Raw genomic sequence first — 23,758 nt, 5'->3', positions numbered from 1 at the left:
ACAATGTACGATTCATCTGCACGACATACAGATGGGCAACTGAGGTTTTGGCGGGGGAGAGATCGATGAAGCACAAGCATATTTTTGTCGGCTGCACGGCGATGGCGCTCTGCCTCGCGGGTGGGAGCCATGCGCAAACGGCAACCGAACAGTCCGCATCCGATTCCCTAGCGCTGACGGAGATCGTCGTCACGGCGCAGCGCCAGTCCGAGTCGCTTCAGCAGGTGCCGATCGCCGTGAACGCGGTGACGGCAGAGGCGCTGGCCGCGCGCGGCATCGCAGACTCGATGTCGCTGGAAGTTGCGGTTCCGAACCTGACGCTTACGCAGAACGGCGTGTCGATCACGCCATTCCTGCGCGGCGTCGGTTCGAACCAGTCGAACCCGAACGACGAGGCCTCGGTCGCGACCTACATCGACGGCATCTACATCCCGTCCGTGACCGGCAACATCTTCCGCTACAACAACATCGAGCGGATCGAGGTGCTCAAGGGACCACAGGGCACGCTGTTCGGCCGCAACGCGACCGGGGGCGTCATCCAGATCGTGACGCGCGATCCCGAAACGGAACCGCTGTTCCAGGGTGACATCGGCTACGGCAAGTACGACACGATCGAGGCTTCGGCCTATGCGACCACCGGGCTCGGCGCCAACCTCGCGGCCGATCTTTCGGTCGTCTACGCGCGAAACGGCGACGGCTACGGACACGACATCAACCGCGATGCGGACATCTTCAAGCGCAACGAACTCGGCCTGCGCTCGAAGATTCTCTGGACGGCGGGCGAGCGGACGGAAATCCGCCTCAGCGCGGACTACAGCCGCCTGAAGTCGACAGGGACCGACTACCAGCTCGCCGAGGGCGTGATCGGTGTTGACGGCGTGACCTCGTGGCCCGGCAAGCGCAAGACCAACACGGACTGGAAGAACACGGGCGACAACGAAGTCTACGGCGGCTCGCTGCGCATCGATCATGATTTCGATTTCGCGCGCTTCGTCAGCCTCACCGGCTACCGTCACGTCGACGGGGACTTCCACCTCGATCAGGATGCGACGCCCACGCCGATCGTGCGGGCGGACATCAACCAGTTCGCCGAGAGCTGGTCGCAGGAATTCCAGCTGCTGGCGCCCAGCGGCTCCGCGATCGACTGGCTGCTCGGCGCTTACTACTTCAACGCCGACTATGCCTATACGCCGCTCAGGATCGAGGGGTTCGGCGCGGCGCCGTTCACCACGCTCGATCTCTACGGATCGCAGAACACCGAATCGCTGTCAGCATACGGTCAGGCGACGATTCCCCTGACGGAGAGTACCGGCCTGACGTTCGGCCTGCGCTATACGACCGAAGATCAGAAGACCAAGGGCAGCATCGTCGGCGACGGTGTCGTCGTTTTGCCTGAAGACCTCACGCATCAGAAACAGAACTTCAAGAAACTGACCTGGCGCGTCGCGCTCGATCACGATTTCTCGGACGATATCCTCGGCTATCTTTCATACAACCGCGGCATCAAGAGCGGCGGCTTCAACATGATCAATGCGGACACGCCCGGCTACAATCCGGAAATCCTCGATGCGTTCGAAGCGGGCCTGAAGACCCAGCTTTTCGATCGGCGCGTGCGCTTCAACATCGCGGCGTTCTTCTACAAGTATAAGGACATTCAGGTCTTCAACATCACCGGCGGCGGCGCTGTGCTGACGACGAATGCGGCCAAGGCGGAAGTGAAGGGCATCGATATCGATGCGGCCTGGCGCGTGACCAATGAACTGACGCTTTCCGGCGGGCTCGGCGTTCTCGACAGCGAGTACACCGACTTCCCCGATGCGACCTACACGCCGCCCTCGCCGCTCGATGGGCCGCAAACCACGATCGATGCCACGGGCAATGATCTCATTTACGCGCCCAAGGTGAGCGGCAACGTGGCGCTCGACTATGCGATGCCGACGGATGTCGGCACGTTCAACCTGAACGGCACGCTGTCGTTCCGCGACAAGGTGTATGTGTCGGCGGCGAACCGGCTCGCGATCCCCGGCTACACCGTCGTCAATGCGTCGCTCGGCTGGACATCGACGAGCGAAAAGTTCGGCGTGAAGCTCTGGGCGCGCAACCTGTTCGACAAGGATTATTATCTGAACCGGACGGAGCAGGCGCTTGGCGATATCCAGTTCCTCGCGCCGCCGCGCACGTTCGGCGTCACGTTCAGCGTCAAGACGCGGTGACGCGCGCGCAGGTGGGTTGATATGAGTGCGGCGGCATCGCGGGGTGCCGCCGTTCTCGCGCATGAGGCAAGAGGCGATCGATGGTCAGGATCATTTACGTTGAGCATGGCGGGGCCGAGCACGAAGTGAACGCAGAGCCCGGCGTTTCACTCATGGAAGCTGCCGTGAAGAACGGTGTCGCCGCGATCGAGGGCGAGTGCGGCGGCGCGTGCGCCTGCGCGACATGCCACGTCTTCATTCCCGCCGAATGGCAGGCGATCACCGGTACGATCACCGACGACGAGCGCGACATGCTGGAATTCGGCGTCGACGTCGACGATCGCAGCCGGCTCAGCTGCCAGATCAGGATCACGGCGGAGATGGACGGCATCACCGTGCTGACACCGCGCAGTCAGAGGTAGGGCATAAAAGCGGGAGGTTCGACCATGACGCGTTCCAACGTCACCGAAACGCATTTCAATCACCACGACCCGCAGATCATGCAGGATCCGTATTCGCTCTACACGAAGCTGCGCTCCGGCAAATGCCCGCTTGGCCATTCGGACCAGCTTGGCGGCTTCTATTTCCCGACGAGCTATGACGGCGTGAAGCGGGTGTTCTCGGATTTCCGGACGTTCAGCTCGGCCGAGGGCTCGGGGCTTCCCGACCAGCTCGTGCGCCTGCTTCCGGTCGATCTCGATCCGCCGCAGCACACGCGCTGGCGCCGCGTGCTCAATCGCTTCTTCACGCAGGAAGCGGCGGATGCGGATCGGGTGCGCGTACAGAACGTCGCCGATACGCTGATCGACGACTTCATCGAACGCGGATCAGCCGATGCGGTGAACGAACTCACGCGGCCTTTCCTTGCGATGACGATGCTCCCCGTGCTCGGCGTGCCGATGGAAGACCGCCGGATGATCGGCGACAAGCTTTTGTGGATGGTCCACAACCGCATGGTCGATCACGACGGTTGGGTGCAGCGCTACGGCGAGATCGCCGAATATCTCACCGCCATATGCACCGCGCGCCGCACCGCGCCGCGCAAGGACGACCTCGTGCAGTGCCTGATCGAGGAGGAGTTCGATGGGCGCAAACTCACCGATGTCGAAGGCTATCAGGTGCTGCTGCTCACGCTGTTCGGCGCGCTCGATTCGACGAGTTCGGCCATGAGCGGCTCGCTGTTCCACCTCGCGCGGAACCCGGCGGACAAAGCGCGGCTGACCTCGGGAGAGGTGCCGTGGCCGGTCGCTATCGAGGAGTTCCTGCGCTTCACGACGCCGATCACGGCGCTGCGCCGCACGGTGACGCAGTCGACCGAGCTTGATGGCGGTCCGCTCGAACCCGGCGATTTCGTGCTGGCGCTGAATGGTGCGGCGAACCGCGACCCGGTGAAGTTTCCGGAACCGGACAAATGCATCATCGACCGCGATGCGCGCGATCACATGACGTTCGGTTCGGGCGGGCATGTCTGCATCGGGCGCCACTATGCGCGCGTGATGCTGGAAACCTGCCTCAAGACTATGCTCGCGCGCGTTCCCGATTTCAGCGTGCCGGACGACTTCCGCCCCGAATACACGCCGAGCGAGGCGCGTGCGCTGAAGACGCTGCCGATCACCTTCACGCCGGGACGCCGCTTGAAGGCCGCCTGACTTGGCGGCCTTCGTTCTCGTCCACGGCGGCTGCCATGGCCCCGACTGTTGGAACGGGGTCGCCGCACGGCTACGCGCACGCGGACACAGCGTCGATGCCGTCGCGCTTCCGGGGCACGGACATGGCGTTCCACGCGCGGGGCTTGCCGAAGGCATCGCCGCGACCGTCGAAGCGGTTGAGGCTGCGGGTGAGCCGGTCATCCTTGTGGGGCACTCGCTCGGCGGGCTTTCCATCTCGGGCGCTGCCGAACAGGCGCCGGGTGCGATCCGGCGGCTCGTCTATCTGACGGCGCTGCTGCCGGTCGATGGCGAGTCCGGCGCGGATTTCAGCCGCTTCGAGGATTTTCGCGGGAGCGAAGGGAGTTTTCTTTACGACGGCGGCGAATGGGCGGGTGTGCGTCCCGAGCGCGCGCACGACCTGTTCTATGCCGATTGCGCGCCGGACGTTGCGCGGCGCGCGGTGGCCGCGCTCTGCCCGACCGATACGGATTATCTGACGACACCTGTCGCGCTCGGCGCTGCGTTCGCGGGTGTTGCCAAGACCTATATCGTCTGCCTGAAGGACGCCGCGATCGGTGTCGGCGCGCAGCGCGCGATGATCGCCGCGCACCCGAATATCGACGTGGTCGAGATCGACTCGGGCCATTCGCCGTTCCTGTCGATGCCGGATGACCTCGCCGACGTGCTGGAAATGCTCGCGGGCGCGCGCCGGCGCTACGCCGAGGTTCGCGCGGAACTGGACGCGCCCGTCGACAGGATCTGGCCCGAGATCGCGCGCTTCGATGGTGTCGAACGCTGGATCGCCGGTGTCGATGCGTGCAGGATCGAAGGGCAGGGGATCGGCGCGGTGCGCACCCTCACACTCGGCGAGCGCACGGTGCGCGAACGGCTCGTCGATCTCGATGCCAGTCGCTACGAGATTGCATACGATATTCTGGAACCACACGGCCTGCCTGCGGCGGACGTGCGCGGATACATCCGGCTCACGGCGCTGCCGGGCGGTGGCACGCAGATCGCCTGGTCTTCTGAAGCGCGCGACTTCCGCACGTCTCCGGACGTCCTCGGTCAGCGTATCGAGGCGTTCTATGCCGCCAGTATCGAGGGTTTGAAGACGCTGCTTGCGCGCTAGTCGCGGATGCGGAAGCCACCGTCGGCGTTGAGTTCGGCGCCGGTCACGAAGCTCGCCTCGTCGGAGGCGAGGAACAGCGCGGCGGCGGCGATCTCCTCGGGCTGTCCGATGCGGTTCATCACCTGCATCGCGCCGAGCTGGATGCGCGCGGCGGCTTCATCGCCGAGGCTAGCCATGTGCTGGCGGAGAAGCGGCGTTTCAATGACACCCGGGCAGAGCGCGTTGCAGCGGATCGGCAGGCCGTTTTCGCCGCAGTGGAGCGCGACGCTGCGCGTCAGGCTGAGCACGGCCGCCTTGGAAGCCGAATAGATCGCTTGCCCGGACGACGGGCGCTGGCCCCGGCTCGATGCGACGTTGATGATGGAGCCGCCGTGCGCGCCCATCGTGCGCACAGCGCGCTGGCAGCCGAGGAAGGTGCCGAGCGCGTTGATATCCATGATCCGGTGCCAGTCCGCTTCCGGGGCGTCGGCGATCGAGCCGCTCATGCTGGTGCCGGCATTGTTGACGAGCACGCCGAGCGGCCCGAACCGCGCCTGTAGCGCCGCGATCGCAGCATCCCAGTCCACGCTTTTCGAGACATCGAGCGTGTGGAACATCGCATCCGGCAGCCCGGCGGCAAGCGCGCGGCCTTCATCCTCCACGATGTCGGCGATCATCACGCGCGCACCTTCCGCCGCGAAACGCTCGACGATCGCGCGCCCGATGCCCCGTGCGCCGCCGGTGACGAGCGCGACCTTTCCCGAAAGTCGTGTCATGGATCAGCGCGCCGTGAAGCGGACGTCCAGGCTGCGGAAACCGTAGAAAATGTAGCTGGAAAGCATTTCGACATCGTCCTGCAGGATCGCGATGTCGAAGCGGCGGAAGGCGCGCTTCAGGAATTCAGCAAGCTCGGTGCGTGCGAGCAGGTGCCCGATACAAAAATGCAGGCCCGGCCCAAACGCCATTGAATCGCGTGCGTTGGGGCGGTCGATGATCGTGGTGAACGGATCGCTGAAAACGCGCGTGTCGACATTGGCGCCCGCGTTCATGATCCAGATGAGGTCGCCCTTGGCGATCTTCTGACCGCGCAGCTCGATATCTTCGGCCGCGTAGCGCGTCATGCATTTCACCGTGCCCGGATAGCGGAGCAGTTCGGTGGTGAGCGCGAAGGCGCAGTCGGGATCGTCGCGCAGCCGCTGCGTGAGCGCGGGGTCGCGGGCGATGCGCGCGGTCTGCGTAGCGAGCGAATGGGCGGTGGTTTCCGCCCCGGCGACGACGAGACCGACGAGATTGTAGAGCATCTCTTCGTGGCTCAGCTTGTTCAGTCCGTCGCGGGCATGGACCATCATCGAGATGAGATCGTCGCCCGGTTCCTTTTCGCGGAGCGGAATGAACGTATCGAACACGGCGTTGATGGCGCGGATCGCCTTGTCGAGCTGGATCAGCAGCTCGGGCGTGACGGCGGCGGCGGTGCTTGCAGACGTGAACTGGGTCGCGAGGTTGAACAGCAGCGGACGATATTCGTCGGGCAACCCGAACAGGCGCTGCATCACACGCGTCGGCAGCACCGCGCTCACGGTTTCAAGGAATTCGAATTCGCCGAGCCGCCCGCATTCGTCGAGCACGTCCTCGACGACCTCGCCGATGAACTGTTCGACCTTGCGGATTGCGCCAGCGTCGAACGCCCGCAGCAGGAGCGCGCGGACGCGCGTGTGGTCGCGGCCGTCCATGCGGTTGACGTTGTAGCGGTTGAAGGCGCGCACAGCCTCGGTCTGCGCCAGGATCTCGGGCGGCATACCCCGGAAGAACTGGTCGCCGCGCGCCGCCGAAAGCCGGCGGTCGGCATAGCAGGCGCGTACATCCTCGTGGCGGGAGATCACCCAGCCGCCCTGGTTCCGGCTGAAGAACACTGGTGCCTCTTCCTGAAGGCGCGTGAGCGGCGTCCACGGATTGGCGAGGAAGGCGGGATCGGCGAAATTGACATCGAAGTCGGCGTCGATCGTCGCTGCGCTGGCTGACATTCCCATCTCCCCATGGCGCCCGTTTTCAGGCTTACATCGATAGATAACGATATTCTCGACGTCTTTGCAACGCTGTTCAAGACTGGTGTCGATTTTTGAGGTTCATTATCTAACGATGATTGTATAAATTGCAAAAAAAAGCAGATGTGGGAGGTAGGTTGTGCCAAATCCATTGCTGGGCCGCGTCGCGCCCGAAGCCTTACCGGACGATCTGCGCGCGCTCCGCGAGGCGAGCATCGATGTCGCCGGGGACGGCGTGCGTCTCGAAGTGTTCGGCCATCACCCGGCGCTCTATCGCTGGTATCAGGCGAATTTCTACGGTGCGCTCTTCGACAATGCTGGCGGCGACATGGTCGTCGATCGCAAGTGGAAGGAGCTGGTGCGTCTGAAGCTCTCGCTCACCAATGGCTGCTTCGTCTGCAATGCGCACAACGTCCCCGCCGCGCTCGCCACGGGCTGGTCACAGGCGCAGATCGACGCCATGGGCGATGCATCGAGCCCGCTGTTCGGCGCGCAGGAGCAGGCGGTGCTCGCGCTCTCCGAACTGTTCGTGATCCGCAACGCCGATCCGCTACTCACGCCGGCACTTTACGCGCGGCTCGCGGTGCATTTCTCCGATGCGGAAATCCTGGAACTAGGCTTTTTCGCAACGATCGTCAGCGGCTGGACGAAGCTCGTCTTTGCTTACGACCTCATCACCCGCGAATGCGCGATCGACAGCCCGGAGCGCACGGCCTCACCCACGGCGACGCACGCCGCCTAAAGCTTCGCACCCCAAGGATGCAGGCGGTAAAGCGGGTCGTCGGGTTTCGCGCTGCCGCGGTTGGGGAGGTTCGCGTAGCGGCCGCTGTCCCATACCGAATTGCCAGGGCGCTCGTTGTACCAGTCGATCGCGAGCGTGCGGCTCTTGATGCGCCATTCATCGCCGCGCCGCTCGTGAAGGTCGAGGTAGCGTCCGCCGACGGTGCGCTCCAGCCGTCGGCCGTCCTCTGCCGGTAAGTCGTGAAAACCGGAGAAGTAGCATTCGGAGAATGCCTCATCCGGCCCTGTCAGGTCGATCATGATGTTGGTGATCGTGTGCTGCGTCATCACGCCTTCGAGGAACGGGAAGCTGTAGGCGATGAACTCCTCGACATTTCCCTTGAACACGGCGTGGTCGTCGATCGCGTCCGGCCAATAAACGCGGCGCAGCAGGTCGGCGTCGCGGCGATCGACGGCGCGGCAATAGCGATGCAGCACGTCGGTGATGGCCGCCTTGTCGGTGAGTATGCGGATCGCCTCAGACGTGTCGGCCATGCTTTCTCCCTTTCGCGCTTGCCCTCGCGCAGCTTCCTCCCTAACAATATCTATCAATGTTAGGAAAACAAGTGCGCGGACAGACGCACGTATAACGATCTGCGGGAGAAGGTGATGACCGCCGAAGAGACGGTGCTGGCCTTTGTCGATGCGTGGAACCGGCTCGACGAGGGCGCGATCTATGGCCTGATGGCGGACGCGATCGTCTATCACAACATGCCGCTGAAGCCTGTGACGGGCCGGGAGGCTGTGCGCCGCCATCTCGCGTCATGGCCGGTCGATTCCGCAGAATGGATCATCCTCAACATCGCCGCGAAGGGCAATGTCGTGCTCACTGAGCGCATCGACCGCTTCGTGCGCGGCGAGGACCGCATCACTATTCCCGTGATGGGTACGTTCGAGGTGGAAAACGGCCTGATCACGCACTGGCGGGACTATTTCGACATGGGCGCGATGAAGCCGGAGCCGCGCTGAGCATGGCGAGCGTGGCCGCCGCCGGCGACTTCGCACACCGCAGCGGCGCCCACAAATGGTATGTCGCGGCAGTGCTCTGCGCAGCGCACACCATCGCCGTCATCGACCGCTTCATCATGGTGCTCGTCACCGAGCCGGTGCGGGCGGCGATGCAGCTTTCGGACACGCAGCTCGGGCTGCTGCAAGGCACGGGTTTCGCCATTCTCTATTGCGGGTTCGCCGTGCCGCTCGGCTGCATCGCCGATGTCGTCAATCGCCGCAATCTCATCATGCTCGGACTCGCGCTCTGGAGCATGGCGACGGTGGGCGCGGCTTTCGCTACGTCCTTCGAAACCTTGTTCGCCGCGCGCATTCTCGTGGGGCTGGGGGAGGCGTGCCTGGTGCCCGCCGGCATGTCGCTTCTCGCCGCCTATTTCCCGCCGGCGCAGCTCGCGCGCGGCACGGCGATCTTCGGGCTCGGCGCGAACTTCGGCTACGGATTCGCATTCCTTGGCGGCGGCGCGGTGCTTGCCGGGGTCCAGGCGGCAGGCGGGCTTGCGCTACCGGGGCTCGATCCGCTCGTTCCGTGGCAGGCCTTGTTTTTCGTTGCGGGTGTCGCCGCCATCCCCGTGCTCCTCTTATTCCTGTGGATGCGCGAGCCGCCGCGCGCGCACGCCGTTGAGTCCGCCTGGCGCGGGCAACTCGCCAGCCTTCGCGAAGGTGTCGGCTACCTGCTCGGGAATATGCGGGCGTATGCGCCGTTCCTCGTCGTCGGCAGCTGCACGGCGACGACGGGCTACGCGCTCACCAGCTGGTCGGCGAGCCTGCTCGTGCGTCTCCAGGGGTTCACGACGGCGGAGGCAGGGCAGCTCATCGGGATTATCGGGATCGTCGCGGGGCCGATGGGTACGATTGCGGGCGGCGTGCTGCTGGATCGGCTGCGCGCGGGCGGCGTTCCGGGTGCGCCGCTGCTCGTGATGGCCCTTGGCGCAGTGATTTCGCTGACGACGGCGGCAGGCCTCGTCGCGGCACCCGGCGTGCCGCTTGCCACGCTGGCGCTCGTGCTGTTCATCTTCAATTCCACGCTGGTGCTGCCATCGCTTTACGTGGGAATGCAAATGCTGACGCCCGACCGGTTTCGCGGTGTGGCAGCGTCGTTCAACATGATGACCTACACGCTTTGCGGACTGGGACTTGGGCCCACAACCGTCGGGCTCCTCAGCGACTCGCTTTCGGGCGCGCGCGGGCTTGGTGTCGCGGTGGTGATTGTCGAGGCCGTGATGGCTGCGATCATCATCCCTGTGGCGCTGCGTTCCCGCCGCGCATTCCACGCGCGCATGACCGAAGTCGACGGTGCCTGAGCGCGGCGTAAACCGGCTCTCGTCACACTATCGTACAGCGATATAATACGCGAATCTGCGCATAATTTGAAATTACACAAGTTCGATTGACACAAAAACAAAGCACCATTAGTTTAAATTCCAAAGCGCCCCCATGAGGTGCTGAAAAAGCCAAGGAATCGCTTCGCGATCCGTTGCAAATAACGATTGGTGTGGGGAGAAGAATCCATGAAGAAATCCTGTTTCTATGTATCGACGGCTGCGTTTGCGCTTGTCGCCGGCCTCGGCGTGTCCGCGGCTTCCGCGCAGGAGGCGGCGGAGACCGCGCAGGTCGAGGAGATCATCGTCACCGCGCAGCGCCGCGAGCAGCGCCTGCAGGACGTGCCGATCGCCGTCACCGCCATCACCTCGAAGCAGATGGAAGAGCAGGGCATCACCTCCACGCACGATCTCGCGCAGGCGGTGACCGGCATGACGATCACCGAAAGCGGCGGCTATGTGCAGCCGTTTATTCGCGGTGTCGGCTCCACGGTCACCAACCTCGGCGAACAGGGCAGCGCGGCGACCTACATCGACGGCGTCTACATGCCGACCGTGAACGGCCAGCTCTACGAGCTTGCGAACGTGCAATCGGTCGAGGTGCTGAAGGGCCCCCAAGGCACGCTGTTCGGCCGCAATGCCAACACCGGCGCCATCATCATCACGACGCGCCAGCCCCAGTTCAATCCGGAAGGGCGCTTCCAGCTCGGCTACGGCAACTACAATGCCGTCTCCGCGCAGGGCTTTATCACCGGGCCGATCAGCGATCAGTTCGCGGTGTCGCTCGCGGGCAACTACGACAGCCATGACCCTTGGTTCACCAACAGTTTCCGTGGCGGCAAGATCGGCGAAAGCGAGCGCTGGACGCTGCGCGGCGCCGCGCTGTTCAACGCCTCCGAAAACCTGTCGATCACTATCTCGGGCGACCTGATGCGCACGGACGATGCGAGCCCGATCCTCGTCCAGCCGATCAGCGGCTATCAAGGCTATTTGCCCGGCGGCCTGCTGCCATCCGGCCCGTATGATTTCATCGGCAATGGCGATGTCGGCTATCTCGCCGAGCAGGAAGGCCTCTCGGCGCGGATCAAGTGGGATCTCGGTGCGGTCAGCCTCACGTCGACCACGGCGCATCGCTGGTTCTACACCGAATCCATCAACTACGATTCGGATACGACGCCCGCGCTGCTCAGCCAGATCGGCAATACTGAGCGCGGGACCAACTTCACGCAGGAACTGCAGCTGAATTCCAACGGCGATGGGCCGTTAACGTGGGTGCTCGGCGGTTTCTATCTGCGTCAGGAAGCGAAGTACGATCCGCTGATGGTTCAGTCGGCAACGGCGACCACGCTCATCACCGCGCAGCAGGTGACGGAAGCTCTCGCGGCTTTCGCGGACGCGACATACACGCTCGGCGATTTCGAACTCACCGGCGGCCTGCGCTACAGTTACGAAAAGAAGAACTACGACGGCCAGATCAATGGCAATCCTGTCGTCAACAACGCTCACAAATCGTGGGATTCGGTGACGCCGCGCGTCGTGCTCGCCTATCACCCGAGCCGGGATTTCATGGCCTATGCCAGCTTCTCGCAGGGCTTCAAGAGCGGCACGTTCAACGCGAACGGTCTCTCCACAGTCGCGGTCGATCCCGAAACCGTGGATGCCTACGAGATCGGCGTGAAAACGCGCCTCGGGGCACTCGCAACACTGAACGTTTCGGCATTCCGCTACGACATCAAGGATCTTCAGGTCCAGGCGCTCAATCCAGCGACCAACCTGATCCTGGTGGCGAACGCGGCCGAGGTGGAAACGAAGGGCTTCGATGTCGAATTCGCACTGCGTCCGTCGCAGGGCCTCGATGTGCGTCTGTCGGCCTCGTATCTCGATGCGGAATTCTCGAAGTTCCCGAACGCGCAGATCTTTATCCCGGTTTTGGGCGGCGACGGGCGCAACCAGTCGGTGATCCGCGACGTGACCGGCAACAAGAACGTGCGCTCGCCCGAATTCACGTTCAACGCGGCGGTCAGTTACCGCCACGAACTGGGGAACGGCGCCAGCATCGTGCCGTCCGCGAACGCTTATTACTCGACGTCCTTCTTCTGGGACGTCGGCAACCGTCTCGAGGAAAAAGAGCACCTCGTCATCAACGCGAACCTTACCTACAATTTCCCGGGGGACCGGATTTCGGTGACAGCGTGGGCGCGTAACCTGACGGACGAGGTGCGCTTCCGCAACGTGTCTGCCGCGGTGCAGGCCGATCGCCGCGCGGCCGACGAGCCCCGCGTCTACGGTGTGCGCCTCGGTTACCAGTTCTAAGATCGCGACGGGCGGACCTTCGGGGCCGCCCGTTTTGCCTTCCTGATCAGCCGATCACACGTTCGGCGTGCAATTCCGCGAGCGCGGCGGGATCGAGCCCAAGCAGTTCACCAAGCACTGCGTCGGTATGTGCGCCGACAGCCGGCCCCGCCCAGCGCACGTCGCCGGGGGCTTCCACAACATGCGGTACGACGCCCGTGTGCAGCACCGGCGCAGCGAAATTCGGGTCCACGATATCCCGCACCATGCCGCGCGCCCGATACTGCGGATCGGCGGCGATATCGGCTGCCGTGTAGACCTTGGAGCTGGGGATGTCGGCATCCTCCAGCATCTGCACGAGCGCATCCACCGGATGTCTGCGCGTCCACGTGCCGATCAGCGCATCGAGCGCAGCGACATTGGCGACGCGCTGCTGATTGCCCGCATATTCCGGCACACCGATCAGCTCGGGGCGCCCGATGAGCTGCATCAGCCGGGCGAATAGTGGCTCCGAGTTGGCGGCGATCAGGATCCAGGCATTGTCTGCGGTGGGGTAGGCGTTGGTGGGCGCGGCGGTGGCGATGCCGCCGCCTGCGGGCTGCTTCACCTTGCCGAGCGCGCCGTATTCGGGGAGCATCCCTTCCATCATGCTGAGGATGCTTTCGGTGAGCGCCACGTCGATGGTGCGCCCTTTGCCGTCACCGTTCGCACGGTCGCGCTGCCAGAGCGCGCCGAGCACGCCGATCACCGCATAGAGGCCCGAAACCGAGTCCCCGATGCTGACGCCCACGCGCACGGGCGGCAGGTCGCTGGTGCCGGGCGCATGATCGGTGAGGTGGCGGAGACCGCCGATCGCCTCGCCGATCACGCCGAACGCGGCACGGTCGCGGTAGGGACCGGTCTGGCCGTAGCCGGAAATATGCGCGATCACGAGATCGGGGCGGGCAGTCCGAAGCACTTCGGCGCCGAGACCGAGCTTCGCGAGCTGGCCGGGCCGGAAATTTTCGATCAGCGCATCGGTGTGGCGGACGAGCCCGAGCACGATGTCGCGGGCGCGCGGGTGCTTGAGATCGAGCGAGATCACGCGCTTGTTGCGGCCGTGGATGGACCACCAGAGCGAATGCCCGTCCACCTGCTCGCCCCATTGCCGGGCAGGGTCTCCCGCGAGCGGTTCCACCTTGATGACATCGGCGCCGAGGTCGGCGAGCAGGCGCGTTGCGAACGGTGCCGCCACGAAGTGTCCGATTTCCAGAATCCTGAGCCCGTTCAACACACCGCGTGTCGCCACTGCCATCCCCATTCCTCTTGATTTGTCTTCGCGACCGTTGAATAGCTAACGATGTTAGATATAAATGTAAACGACGGGGAGGGATGGCATGTACCAGCGCGCGCTGAGCCCGATCGCCATCGGCGGCGTCGAGGTCAAGAATCGCATCGCCCGCACTGCGCACGCCACGATGATGGCGCGCGGCGGCGGTATCACGCCCGAACTCATCGCCTATCACCTTGCGCGCGCCGAGGGCGGGGTCGGCCTCACCATCCTGGAGGCGGCGGGGGTGCACCCGTCGTCCATCCTGTCGCTGGCGAACCTCGACGATTCGATCATCGACGGCTACCGCGCACTCGCCGCCGCGATGGCGCCCACGGGGATGCGCGTGTTCCAGCAGCTCTGGCACGGCGGCCATATCTATCCGCAGCCGGACGGTTCACCGCCGCTCGCGCCAGGCGACGTGCCGAGCCACATCGCCGGTATCGCGCCGCACCCGCTGACGCGCCGGCAGATCGCTGAAATCATAGCGGCCTATGCCGCCGCCGCGCGCCGCTGCGAGGCAGGCGGGCTCGACGGCGTCGAGGTGCACGGTGGGCACGGCTACCTGCTCGCGCAGTTCCTCTCGCCCGTCCATAACCGGCGCGAGGATGAATACGGCGGCGATTTCGAAGGCCGGATGCGCCTGCTGCGCGAGGTGCTGGGCGCCGTCCGCGATGCCGTGTCGCCCGGCTTCGCCGTCGGCGTGCGGCTCAGCGACAGTGCCGATCCGCGTATCCTCGCGATGGAGGAGGTTGCGGCGGTCGCCGCGCAGCTGCGTGACGAGGGGTTGATCGATTACGTCAACATGTCGTGGGGTGATTATTACGCGCTCCAGCGGCAGGTGGGCGGCATGGATGCGCCCACGGGTTTCCAGATCCCGTACACGGCGCCGCCGGTCGCCGATTTCGGCCTGCCGCGCCTGCTCAACGGGCGTTTCCGCACGCTCGAAGAGGTCGAGCAGGTGCTGCGCGAGGGCGAGGCCGATCTGATCTCGATGGTGCGCGCGCACATCGCCGACCCCGAGATCGTCGCGAAATCCGCCGCCGGGTACCCCGAGCGCGTGCGCCCGTGCATCGCCTGCAATCAGGGCTGTATCGGCCGCGCCGCGACGTTCGGCAGGCTCGGTTGCGTCGTCAACACGGCGGCGGGGGAGGAGGGCAGGCTCGCCGAACGCACGATCTTGCCCGCCGAACGGCCGCAGCGCGTGCTCATCGTCGGCGGCGGTCCCGGTGGGCTCGAAGCCGCGCGCATCGCTGCCACGGCGGGGCACAAGGTCACACTCGCCGAGGCGATGCCGATGCTTGGCGGCCTCACCAACGTCTACCGTCAGGCACCGCGCATGGGCACGATCGGCGACATTGCGGGTTGGCTGGAGCAGGAGGTGTACCGGCTCGGCGTCGACGTGCGGCTGTCGACATATCTCGATGCCGCCGACATCGCTGCGGAGGGCGCCGACACGGTGATCCTCGCCGTTGGTGCCGATCTCGACATGCCTATGCGCCAAGTGCAGTCTCCCGCCGACGCACTCGAACCCGCGCCGGGCACGCGCCTTGTCTCGACGCTCGATCTCTTCGGCGAACGCGGGCGGGACTGGGGAAAGAGCGCGGTCGTCGTCGACGAGCACGGCCATTACGAAGCAATCGCCGCCGCAGAGCATCTGCTCGAACAGGGCCTCGCAGTTACCTTCGTAACCCGCCACAAACTGTTCGCACCGCTCATCGACGTGACGCTGCGCACGCAATCCGCGCTCGAGCGACTTTACGCACGCGGCGATTTTACGCTGCGCGTCGGCAGCCGGGTTGTCGCGGCGCGTCCGGGCAGCGCCGACGTTCAGCCGCAGTTCGGCGGGCGCGTGGAGACATTCGCCGCCGATACGATCGTCTGGGTGCCGATCCGCGGCGGCCAGCACGCGCTGGCGGCAGAGCTGGAAGTGCTCGGCATCGATTTCGTGCGCATCGGCGACGCGCTCGCCGGGCGCAACCTGCAAACCGCGATCCGCGAGGGGCATCTTGCGGCTCGGGCGCTTGCGCCGGTGCCGGTGCCTGCGTGAAACTGCAATCTCCGGCGTCGCCCGGAAGCTGATGGAGTGAGACGATGTTCAGGGAAGAGTTGCACGAGGACGGCGTCCTCGAGATCGTCATCGATCGCCCACCGGTCAATGCGTTCAGCATCGGGCTGCTCCACGATCTCGCCGCACGGCTGGGCCGCGTGGCGGGGGAGACGGAGGTCCGTGCGGTGGTCGTGCGCGCCGACGGGCGCGGTTTTTGCGGCGGCGGTGACGTGAAGGAGGTCGAGGCGCTACCCGGTTTCGAAGGCATCCTCGGCCAGTCGTCAGGCTCGATGACGCTGAGCCTCGCCGTGCTGCAATGCGCCGTGCCGGTGATCGCGGGCATCCACAATTATTGCGTCGGGGTCGGTGCACTCGTCGCGGGCTCGGCAGACATCATCGTCGCTTCGCGCGGCACGCGCTTCGTGATGGCGGAGATCGACAACGGCGCGACCGCGGGCGCGGTGCAGGCGCTGAAACTGATGCCGGAAAAACGCGTGCGCGCCGCGATGATGACGGCAGACCCGGTGCTCGCCGAAGAGCTGCACGCGCTTGGCACCATCTACCGCCTCGTCGAGACGCCGGAGGCGGTCGCGGCGGAAGCACGCGCCGTTGCTGCGCGCGTCGCGAGCAAGAGTCCGCAGGCGATGCGGCGGCTCAAGACCTCGCTCGGCAATACCACGAAGGCGCATGAGATGATGGCGCAGTACCGCGCGGAGATGAGCTACACCTACGAGCTCAACATCCTCGGCGAAGCTTCAGCCGGGCGTACAGCCTTTATCGAGGGGAAGCGCGGCAGCTACGCGGACTGAGCCGCCGCTTTGCCACCATTCGCGCGCTCGTATTCCGCGATGATCGAATCGACCACCGCGCGCACCATCACCTCGAACGTGCGCGCCTGCGGGAGTTCGCGATTGCGGCTGACGTGGTAGAGGAACGGATAGGCGGCGGACCAGTCGTCCTCGCCCTTGTCGCTCTCCACGGCGGATTCATAGGCGGCGCAGCCGAGCGCGAGCGACTCCGTGCCGTCGAGCAGCGCCATGATCGCACCGGGCGGAACACCCTGCACCGCGAGCAGACCCGCGGTCGCATTGTGCTCGGCAAGCCCGATGCGCAGCGGATGGCGGCGCATCAGGATCGGGATCAGGTTCGGGTGCGCGCGCAGCGCCGTGTAATAGGCGGTCGCGTTCCGCGTCAGCCAGTCGTGCCAGTCGACATTCGCCGTGCTCGGCGTCCGCACATCCGAAAGCGCCAGTTCGCAGACGCCGACAAGGATGTGCTCCTTGCTCTTGAAATGGTGATAGAGCGAGATGCCGCGTACGTTCAGCTCGTCGCCGAGGCGGCGGATGCTGAGCGCGTCGAGGCCTTCCTCGTCGATGATCCGAAGCGCCACTTCCAGCGTCTTTCGGCGCGAAATCAATGCCTGCTTTGGCCGGCCCATGCGGTAACTGTCTCCCGGCGTTTGTTTGCCCCGCCGCCGATTTAGCGGCTCTTTCCGCCGGGAGCGAACTTTTTTGTCAGGTTCGCTGCACAAAAGGCGGCTCAACGATTGCAGGCATAAACTTGCAGTGTTAGGTACTCGTCCATAAAAGCGGAGCGATAAGGGTGAGGATGGGGTGGATAGTCTGACACGGAAATTCGCTGCGGCGGACTGGGTGGAGCATCATGCCCGAACGCAGCCGGGCGCGATCGCGCTCATGAACCACGATACCGGCGAGACGCGGACATGGGCGGAGCTGGAAGCGCGCGTCGGCCAGATCGCGTGGGCGCTCCGACACAGGCTTGACCTCAACCCCGGCGACCGCATCTGCAACCTTTCCGACGGCGACATTCGCCACTTCGAGATGCAGTTCGCCTGCGCGCGCGCCGGTCTCGTATGGGTGCCGCTCAACTTCCGGCTGACCGCGCCGGAGCTTGCCGAACTCGTGCGCGAGCTTTCGCCGAAGCTGATGCTCACCGATCCGCAGTGGGAAAGCGTCGCGCGCGATGTCGCGGAACGCCTCGCCATTCCGCACGTGCTGCGCTGGAATCCGGGCGCGGAGCTGGACCAGTTGCTGTCGCCCGAAAACCGCATCGAGCCGCACGGCGAGATCGATCCCGACGCGCCGCTGATGGTGCTGTTCACCTCGGGCACCACCGGCAAGCCCAAGGCGGCGATCATCACGGCGGGCGGGCTCGTGTGGCAGGCGCTCAACCAGGTGCAGTATTGCGCGGTGGCCGAGCCGAACAGTCACGTCTTCGCGCCGCTGCCGCTCTTCCACGCGGGCGGCATCAACAGCCTCAGCAACCCCATCCTCTATTTCGGCGGACAGGTGACGGTCTCAGCACGCTTCGATCCGGCGATCGCGGCGGAGTATGTGGGGAACCCCGCGAACGGGGTCACGCACATCACGCTGGTGCCGCTGATGTTCCAGATGATCGCGGACAGCGAGCCGTTCCAGCGTGCGGATCTCCGCCACACACGCGGGCTCGTCGCGGGCGGCGGGCGCTGCTCGCAGAAGCTCATCGACATCTATGCCGAGAAGGGTGGGCGCTTCACGCCGCAGTACGGCGGCACCGAAACCGGCCCGACCGTCACCTCGATGAACCCGGACCGCGTGGACAAGATCGTCGCGGGCTCATGCGGGCAGAAATCGATCCACATCGAAGTGCGTCTCGTCGACGACGAAGGCAATGCTGTGCCGAATGGCACGCCCGGTGAGATCTGGGTACGCGGGCCTTCGATCACGCCCGGCTACTACGGCAAGGATGCCGCGATCGAGCGTCCCGGCGGCTGGCTCAAGACCGGCGACGTCGCATGGCGCGACGACGAGGGCTTCTTCTACATCGTCGACCGTGTGAAGGACATGTACAAGTCCGGCGGCGAAAACGTCTTTCCCGCCGAAGTCGAGCAGGTGCTGATCCTGCACGCGGCCGTGCGCGAGGTCGCCGTGATCGGCGTCGCCGACGACAAGTGGGGCGAGGTGGGCCTCGCCGTCGCCGTGCTGGAAACGGGCGCGACTCTCACGCTCGAGGCGTTGCGCGCGTCCTGCGACGGCCGCCTCGCGCGCTACAAGCAGCCCAAGCATCTCGTCATTGTCGAGGAACTGCCGCGCAACGTTACCGGCAAGATCTCGAAGCCCGCGCTGCGTGCCGAATACGGCGGCAGCAGGACCGTCTAGCCATCAGGAGCATCGTCATGGCGCAGCCCGTCAAATACACACGCACGCCCTTCCTCATCGTCCACCGCGAGGACCGCGTCCGCAAGGACGTCTATGGCGCCATCGACGACGCCGTGGTGCTTCAGGCGCAGCTGATGCGCGGCGAGAACCCGTCCGACACCGCGCTCATCGTCATGCACCCGATCGGCGCGCCCGCGTATCTGCCCGTGTTCGCGCAGCTCGCGCGCGCCGGGCATCACATCATCGCCTGCGCCTCGCGCTATTCGAATGGCGACGCTGCGCTCGAAATGGAAAACGTCGTCCTCGATCTCGGCGCCTGCGTGCGCGATGCGAAGGAGCGGCTCGGCTACAAGAAGATCGTGCTGCTCGGCTGGAGCGGCGGCGGCTCGCTGATGGCGGGCTATCAGGCGGAGGCCGAGAAGCCGGTCGTCCAGCTGACGGCCTCCGGCGAAGAGACGCCGCTCGCGGGCGCGAAACTCATCCCCGGCGACGCGCTGATGCTCGTCGCCTCGCACCGCAGCCGTCACAAGCTCCTCACCGGCCAGATCGACCCTTCGGTGCTCGACGAGCTGGACCCCGACAGGCGTGACCCGACGCTCGACCTCTACGATCCGGCGAACCCCGCGCAGCCGCCCTATGCGGCGGATTTCATCGCGCGCTACCGCGCCGCGCAGATCGCCCGGAACCGCAAGATCAGCGAATGGGCGAAGGACAAGCTCGCGTCGCTGAAGGCGAAGGGCGATACGCACGGCGAATTCTGCTTCGTCGTCCACCGCACGATGGCCGATCCGCGCTGGATCGACCCCACGGTCGACCCCAACCAGCGCCGCCCGAACTGGACGTATCTCGGCGACCCGCGGGTGGTGAACCAGAGCGCAGCAGCGCTCGCCCGCTTCAACTCGCTGCGCGGCTGGCTTTCGCAGTGGAGCTATGACTATGCCCAGTTCGACTCTGTCGATTCCGGCCCGCGCATCACCGTGCCCGGCATGGTGATGACCGCCGGCGCCGACGACGCCTGCCCGCCCGAGCACACCGACAAGATGTTCGATGCGATGGGATCGAAGGACAAGGTCAAGATCACCATCGACCATGCCAACCATTATTTCACCGGCACCGACGGCAAATCACACCTCAGTGAGGCCGTGAGCATCATCTCGAACTGGCTCGCCGAGCGCGACCTTTCGAACGACACCGTGCTCTCCGGCCTCCGCGCCGCCTGACCCTGCAGGAGATTTCCGATGACACTGTTTTCCGATTATCAGGCGATCCTGTTCAACCGGCGCGGCCGCGTGCTCGAAGTCACGCTCAACCGTCCCGAAAAGCTGAACGCGACCGACGCGATACTGCACACCGAGCTGGCGCGCGTGTTCACCGACATCTCGAACGACCCCGACAGCGACATCGTCGTGCTGACGGGGGCGGGGAGGGCGTTCTCTGCGGGCGGCGACGTTGCGTGGATGCAGGAGGCGATCGACGAGCCCGTGCGCTTCGAGCAGACCGTACGCGAGGCGAAGCAGATCGTCTTCGGCCTCATCGATTGCGAAAAACCGATCATCGCCAAGCTGAACGGCCACGCCACCGGCCTCGGTGCCACGATCGCCTTGTTCTGCGACGTCATCTTCGCCGCCGAACACGCCAAGATCGGCGATCCGCACGTCTCGATTGGCTTTGTCGCGGGGGACGGCGGCGCGGTGATCTGGCCGCAGCTCATCGGCTATGCGCGCGCCAAGGAATATCTGCTCACCGGTGATCTGATGACGTCGGCGCAGGCAGCAAGCATGGGGCTCATCAACCACGCGGTCCCGGCGGACGAACTCGACGCGAAGGTCGCAGCCTTCGCCGATCGCCTCGCGAACGGCGCCACCAAGGCGATCCGCTGGACCAAGATGTCGGTCAACATTGGCCTCCGCGATCTCGCCACCAAGATCATGGACGCGAGCCTCGCCTACGAAGCGCTGTCCAACATCACGCCGGACCATGCCGAGGCGGTGCGCGCCTTCGCCGAGAAGCGTGCGCCGGTTTTCGGGCAGCGGAAGTGAATTTCGACGAAGGCGAGATCGTCGCGTCGCTGCGCGAGGCGCTCGGCCGGTTCATCGAGAAGGAAATGCCGCGCAGCGCCGCGGCGGACTGGGACGCGCGCAACCACTTCCCGCGCGACGTCTTCAAGAAGCTCGCCGACCTCGGCGTGATGGGCCTCACCATCCCCGAAGAGTACGGCGGCGTCGGCCGCGATATCTTCGCGACGATGGTGGTGATCGAGGAACTGTCGCGGCGCAGCCTCGCCGTTTCGGTGCCCTACATCATGGCCGCCTGCTACGCAGGCATGAACATCGAGGAGTGCGGCACCGAGGCGCAGAAGCGCGAGATTCTGCCGAAGATCGTCACCGGCGACATGCTGTTCGCCTACGGTCTCACCGAGCCCGACGCGGGCGCAGATCTTGCCAGCGTCAAGACGCGCGCCGAGCGGCATGGGGACGTGATCCGGGTGAATGGCGCCAAGCGTTTCTGCTCGGGCGCCGCCATCGCCGACTATATCTATACGCTCGTCCGCACCGGACCGGAGAGCGAGCGCCACCGCAACCTCTCGTTCGTGCTGATCCCGCCCACCGCAAAGGGCGTGACGATCACCAAGATCGAATCGATGGGCATGAAGGGCGCCGCCACCACCGATGTCAGCTTCGACGATGTCGAGGTGCCGATCGAGAATCTCGTTGGCGGCGAGGCAGCGTGGAACAAGGGCTGGCCGATGCTCGTCGGCCCCGGCCTCGACGTCGAGAAGCTGGAGGTCGCCGCCATCGGCATCGGTATCGCCCGCGCCGCGCTCGACGACGCGTGGGCCTATGCGCTGGAACGCAAGCAATTCGGCCGCAGGATCGGCGAGTTCCAGTCGATCCAGCACAAGCTCGCCGACATGCAGACGCAGATCCACGCCGCGCGGCTCACGCTCTATCACGCGGCATGGCTCGCGAATGCCCGCCGGCCCTGCTCGTCGGAAACCTCGATGGCGAAACTGTTCGCGACCGAGGTGTCGAAGGCTGTCGCGCTCGAATGCCAGACGATCCTTGGCGCTTACGGCTACGTGAAGGATTTCGACGCCGAGCGTTATGTGCGTGACGCGCTGCTGATGCCGATCATCGGCGGCTCGTCCGCCGTGCAGCGTGGCAATATCTTCAAACAGGCGATGGCGGTACGATAGCCCCCCGCCGGACAGTGGAGGAATGGGCATGAAGATCGCACTTCTCGGTGCCACCGGAAACGTCGGCAGGCGTCTCGTCGCTGAACTCCGGTCGCGAGGGCATAATGTTACCGGGATCGTCCGCACGGCCCCGCCTGAAAACCCCGGCATCCCACTCCGCATCGCCGATGCGAACGATGCCGATGCGCTTGCGGGTGCCATCCGCGGCCACGATGCGCTCATGGTCTCGGCCCGTTTCGTGTCCACCGACGCGAACGTCATTCTCAGCGCGATGCGTACTGCAGGCGTATCCCGTGTGCTCGCCGTCGGCGGTGCAGGCACGCTGTTCGTGGCGCCGGGCGTGCGCCTGCTCGATTCCCCCGCACTGCCCGAAGCCTTCCGACCGGAAGTGAACGCCGGAGCCGCCTTCCTCGAAGCGCTCCGCGCCAGCGACGCGGATTGGACCTTCCTCTCACCCGCCGCGAACTTCGGCCCCGGCGAACGAACCGGCACCTATCGCCTCGGCGGCGACGATCTGATGCGTGACGCAAACGGCGAAAGCCGCATCTCCTACGAAGACCTCGCCAAGGCGCTCGTCGACGAACTCGAAACCCCGCAGCACACCCGCCGCCGCTTCTCGATCGCGTATTGAGGGAAGAGCTGGCGGCCCACCAAATGAAAAAGGGCGCCCGTTCCCGGACGCCCCTTTTTTGTGTAGCAGCGCTTACGCTTCAGCCACGACGGCGACGCATGACCCCGACGCCTATCACGCCAAGGCCAAGGAGGGCGAGCGTAGCAGGCTCCGGCACGTCGACCGGCGGCTCTTCAGCTTTCGGATTATAGCGCTTTACGATCGAGTAGTGGGACACGCCGTGCGAGGTGCTCCTGCCCGGCAGGTCAAACGGCGGATCGGTGAACGGCGTCGTCCAGTTGCCCGAGGCAAACTCTTCGTTGAACTGGAACGCGGTCAGATGCGTGCCAGCTCCGCTCTTGAACACGATGATGTAGTCGTAAGCTACGAAATCAACACCGGCGAGGTTGAACGACCCTGCGCCCCCGGCGCCCGGATCGATCTGGCCCTGACCGTTGCTGGCCCAATCGCTATAGCCGAAAAATGCCGATGCATTGATGTTGGCAAGGTTCGCCACAGTGCTCTGCGATGTGGAAGTATCGTACTGGCAACCGGAAACGGCGCTGTTGCTGCCATTGAACACCTTGGCAGTTCCATCGGCCACAAAGCTCGCGGGGCAAGCGATTAGCGCGGCTTGGGCTGGAGCGCTGAACGCTGCGACAGTGCCGAGGGCTGCTGCGGTCAAAAGGTACGTCTTCATTTCCGTCTCCTGATCCGGGGCTTGATATATGTCGCCCCGGTATGCGCAGGTGACGAAGCAAAGGCCGTGCCAAGCAAATAATCGCTTAAAGAGCACGTTCTCCGACAGCTCGTTGCGCAATCACCTGTTCCAATTCAGGACAGTTGGGACGCGCGTTACGGCAATCATGTCGATTCCCGTACCCCCTGAGCAGTGCCGCAAACGCGAAGGAAGAATTGGCGGACAGGGTGTCTGCCGCTCTATGTTCCTTGATGTTCCCGAAACTTCAATTGGGGCAGATTGGAACAGCAGAATTCCGACATTTTTGAATCTGGTGACCGCTGGGTTATTCCTATACGTTCTCCA

At 64.9% G+C, this 23,758-nt stretch carries 21 protein-coding genes; 15 read left to right on the top strand and 6 right to left on the bottom strand.

Annotation, left to right across the window (positions count from 1 at the left end; translation table 11 throughout):
• Positions 1-65: 65 nt before the first annotated feature.
• From ACE3TJ_RS01225 to ACE3TJ_RS01210, 4 genes are all read left to right on the top strand, one after another.
• Positions 66-2,213 (top strand): TonB-dependent receptor, encoded by a 2,148-nt coding sequence (locus tag ACE3TJ_RS01225; RefSeq protein WP_374593067.1) that lies wholly within the window; start codon positions 66-68, stop codon positions 2,211-2,213.
• 80 nt (positions 2,214-2,293) lie between these two features.
• Positions 2,294-2,614, top strand: coding sequence for a 2Fe-2S iron-sulfur cluster-binding protein (locus ACE3TJ_RS01220; protein WP_374593065.1), 321 nt, complete (start codon positions 2,294-2,296; stop codon positions 2,612-2,614).
• A 24-nt stretch (positions 2,615-2,638) separates the two neighbouring features.
• Positions 2,639-3,841 carry a cytochrome P450 gene (locus ACE3TJ_RS01215; protein ID WP_374593063.1) on the top strand — a complete coding sequence of 401 codons (1,203 nt, stop codon included), beginning with the start codon at positions 2,639-2,641 and terminating at the stop codon, positions 3,839-3,841.
• A gap of 1 nt (position 3,842) precedes the next feature.
• The gene (locus tag ACE3TJ_RS01210; protein WP_374593061.1) at positions 3,843-4,970 is read left to right on the top strand and encodes an alpha/beta fold hydrolase; all 1,128 of its coding nucleotides are present in this window, start codon (positions 3,843-3,845) and stop codon (positions 4,968-4,970) included.
• Here ACE3TJ_RS01210 and ACE3TJ_RS01205 read toward each other — a convergent pair.
• Both ACE3TJ_RS01205 and ACE3TJ_RS01200 read right to left on the bottom strand, forming a co-directional pair.
• On the bottom strand, positions 4,967-5,725 hold the full coding sequence (locus tag ACE3TJ_RS01205; protein ID WP_374593059.1) for an SDR family NAD(P)-dependent oxidoreductase: 759 nt from the start codon (positions 5,723-5,725) through the stop codon (positions 4,967-4,969). The genes ACE3TJ_RS01210 and ACE3TJ_RS01205 overlap by 4 nt on opposite strands.
• Before the next feature lie 3 nt (positions 5,726-5,728).
• Entirely contained in the window at positions 5,729-6,970 is a 1,242-nt protein-coding gene (locus ACE3TJ_RS01200; protein WP_374593057.1) for a cytochrome P450, read from the bottom strand.
• Between the two features lie 160 nt (positions 6,971-7,130).
• Between ACE3TJ_RS01200 and ACE3TJ_RS01195 the strand changes: the two genes are divergently transcribed.
• The gene (locus ACE3TJ_RS01195; protein ID WP_374593055.1) at positions 7,131-7,733 is read left to right on the top strand and encodes a carboxymuconolactone decarboxylase family protein; all 603 of its coding nucleotides are present in this window, start codon (positions 7,131-7,133) and stop codon (positions 7,731-7,733) included.
• Here the strand turns inward: ACE3TJ_RS01195 and ACE3TJ_RS01190 are convergent.
• Positions 7,730-8,266 carry a nuclear transport factor 2 family protein gene (locus ACE3TJ_RS01190; RefSeq protein ID WP_374593053.1) on the bottom strand — a complete coding sequence of 179 codons (537 nt, stop codon included), beginning with the start codon at positions 8,264-8,266 and terminating at the stop codon, positions 7,730-7,732. The two genes, ACE3TJ_RS01195 and ACE3TJ_RS01190, sit on opposite strands and share 4 nt — an antisense overlap.
• Before the next feature lie 114 nt (positions 8,267-8,380).
• Here ACE3TJ_RS01190 and ACE3TJ_RS01185 point away from each other — a divergent pair, with 114 nt between their 5' ends.
• The 3 genes from ACE3TJ_RS01185 (at position 8,381) to ACE3TJ_RS01175 (ending at position 12,411) form a co-directional block, all read left to right on the top strand.
• Complete coding sequence (locus ACE3TJ_RS01185; protein ID WP_374593051.1) at positions 8,381-8,740, top strand: limonene-1,2-epoxide hydrolase family protein; 360 nt, start codon at positions 8,381-8,383, stop codon at positions 8,738-8,740.
• Between the two features lie 2 nt (positions 8,741-8,742).
• A complete protein-coding gene (locus tag ACE3TJ_RS01180; RefSeq protein ID WP_374593049.1) occupies positions 8,743-10,080 on the top strand; it encodes an MFS transporter in 1,338 nt (445 codons plus the stop codon).
• 207 nt (positions 10,081-10,287) lie between these two features.
• Complete coding sequence (locus ACE3TJ_RS01175) at positions 10,288-12,411, top strand: TonB-dependent receptor (RefSeq protein WP_374593047.1); 2,124 nt, start codon at positions 10,288-10,290, stop codon at positions 12,409-12,411.
• Between the two features lie 46 nt (positions 12,412-12,457).
• On the opposite strand, the gene ACE3TJ_RS01170 is transcribed toward ACE3TJ_RS01175, so the two are convergent.
• A complete protein-coding gene (locus ACE3TJ_RS01170) occupies positions 12,458-13,684 on the bottom strand; it encodes a CaiB/BaiF CoA transferase family protein (protein ID WP_374593045.1) in 1,227 nt (408 codons plus the stop codon).
• 82 nt (positions 13,685-13,766) lie between these two features.
• Here ACE3TJ_RS01170 and ACE3TJ_RS01165 point away from each other — a divergent pair, with 82 nt between their 5' ends.
• Both ACE3TJ_RS01165 and ACE3TJ_RS01160 read left to right on the top strand, forming a co-directional pair.
• Positions 13,767-15,749 carry an FAD-dependent oxidoreductase gene (locus ACE3TJ_RS01165; RefSeq protein WP_374593043.1) on the top strand — a complete coding sequence of 661 codons (1,983 nt, stop codon included), beginning with the start codon at positions 13,767-13,769 and terminating at the stop codon, positions 15,747-15,749.
• A 44-nt stretch (positions 15,750-15,793) separates the two neighbouring features.
• Positions 15,794-16,558: an enoyl-CoA hydratase-related protein gene (locus ACE3TJ_RS01160; RefSeq protein ID WP_374593041.1), complete on the top strand. Its 765-nt coding sequence runs from the start codon at positions 15,794-15,796 to the stop codon at positions 16,556-16,558.
• On the opposite strand, the gene ACE3TJ_RS01155 is transcribed toward ACE3TJ_RS01160, so the two are convergent.
• Positions 16,546-17,187 carry a TetR/AcrR family transcriptional regulator gene (locus ACE3TJ_RS01155; RefSeq protein WP_374593039.1) on the bottom strand — a complete coding sequence of 214 codons (642 nt, stop codon included), beginning with the start codon at positions 17,185-17,187 and terminating at the stop codon, positions 16,546-16,548. The genes ACE3TJ_RS01160 and ACE3TJ_RS01155 overlap by 13 nt on opposite strands.
• Positions 17,188-17,362: 175 nt before the next feature.
• Here ACE3TJ_RS01155 and ACE3TJ_RS01150 point away from each other — a divergent pair, with 175 nt between their 5' ends.
• Genes ACE3TJ_RS01150 through ACE3TJ_RS01130 form a run of 5 tightly spaced genes read left to right on the top strand, consistent with a single transcriptional unit; the run spans position 17,363 to position 22,734 of the window.
• Complete coding sequence (locus ACE3TJ_RS01150; protein ID WP_374593037.1) at positions 17,363-18,907, top strand: class I adenylate-forming enzyme family protein; 1,545 nt, start codon at positions 17,363-17,365, stop codon at positions 18,905-18,907.
• A 17-nt stretch (positions 18,908-18,924) separates the two neighbouring features.
• Positions 18,925-20,127, top strand: a complete 1,203-nt coding sequence (locus ACE3TJ_RS01145; RefSeq protein WP_374593035.1) for an alpha/beta hydrolase — start codon at positions 18,925-18,927, stop codon at positions 20,125-20,127.
• Between the two features lie 18 nt (positions 20,128-20,145).
• A complete protein-coding gene (locus ACE3TJ_RS01140) occupies positions 20,146-20,946 on the top strand; it encodes an enoyl-CoA hydratase-related protein (protein ID WP_374593033.1) in 801 nt (266 codons plus the stop codon).
• On the top strand, positions 20,943-22,103 hold the full coding sequence (locus ACE3TJ_RS01135; RefSeq protein ID WP_374593031.1) for an acyl-CoA dehydrogenase family protein: 1,161 nt from the start codon (positions 20,943-20,945) through the stop codon (positions 22,101-22,103). Before ACE3TJ_RS01140 ends, ACE3TJ_RS01135 begins: the two co-directional genes overlap by 4 nt.
• Before the next feature lie 28 nt (positions 22,104-22,131).
• Complete coding sequence (locus ACE3TJ_RS01130) at positions 22,132-22,734, top strand: NAD(P)-dependent oxidoreductase (protein WP_374593029.1); 603 nt, start codon at positions 22,132-22,134, stop codon at positions 22,732-22,734.
• Positions 22,735-22,813: 79 nt separating this feature from the next.
• Here the strand turns inward: ACE3TJ_RS01130 and ACE3TJ_RS01125 are convergent, their stop codons facing one another.
• Positions 22,814-23,413: a PEP-CTERM sorting domain-containing protein gene (locus ACE3TJ_RS01125; RefSeq protein WP_374593027.1), complete on the bottom strand. Its 600-nt coding sequence runs from the start codon at positions 23,411-23,413 to the stop codon at positions 22,814-22,816.
• Positions 23,414-23,758: the final 345 nt, after the last annotated feature.

The organism is Sphingosinicella sp. (assembly GCF_041916975.1).
Lineage (GTDB): Bacteria > Pseudomonadota > Alphaproteobacteria > Sphingomonadales > Sphingomonadaceae > Sphingosinicella.
Note: the sequence above shows the minus strand (reverse complement) of the source record. Positions and strands in the feature narration are given on the sequence as shown.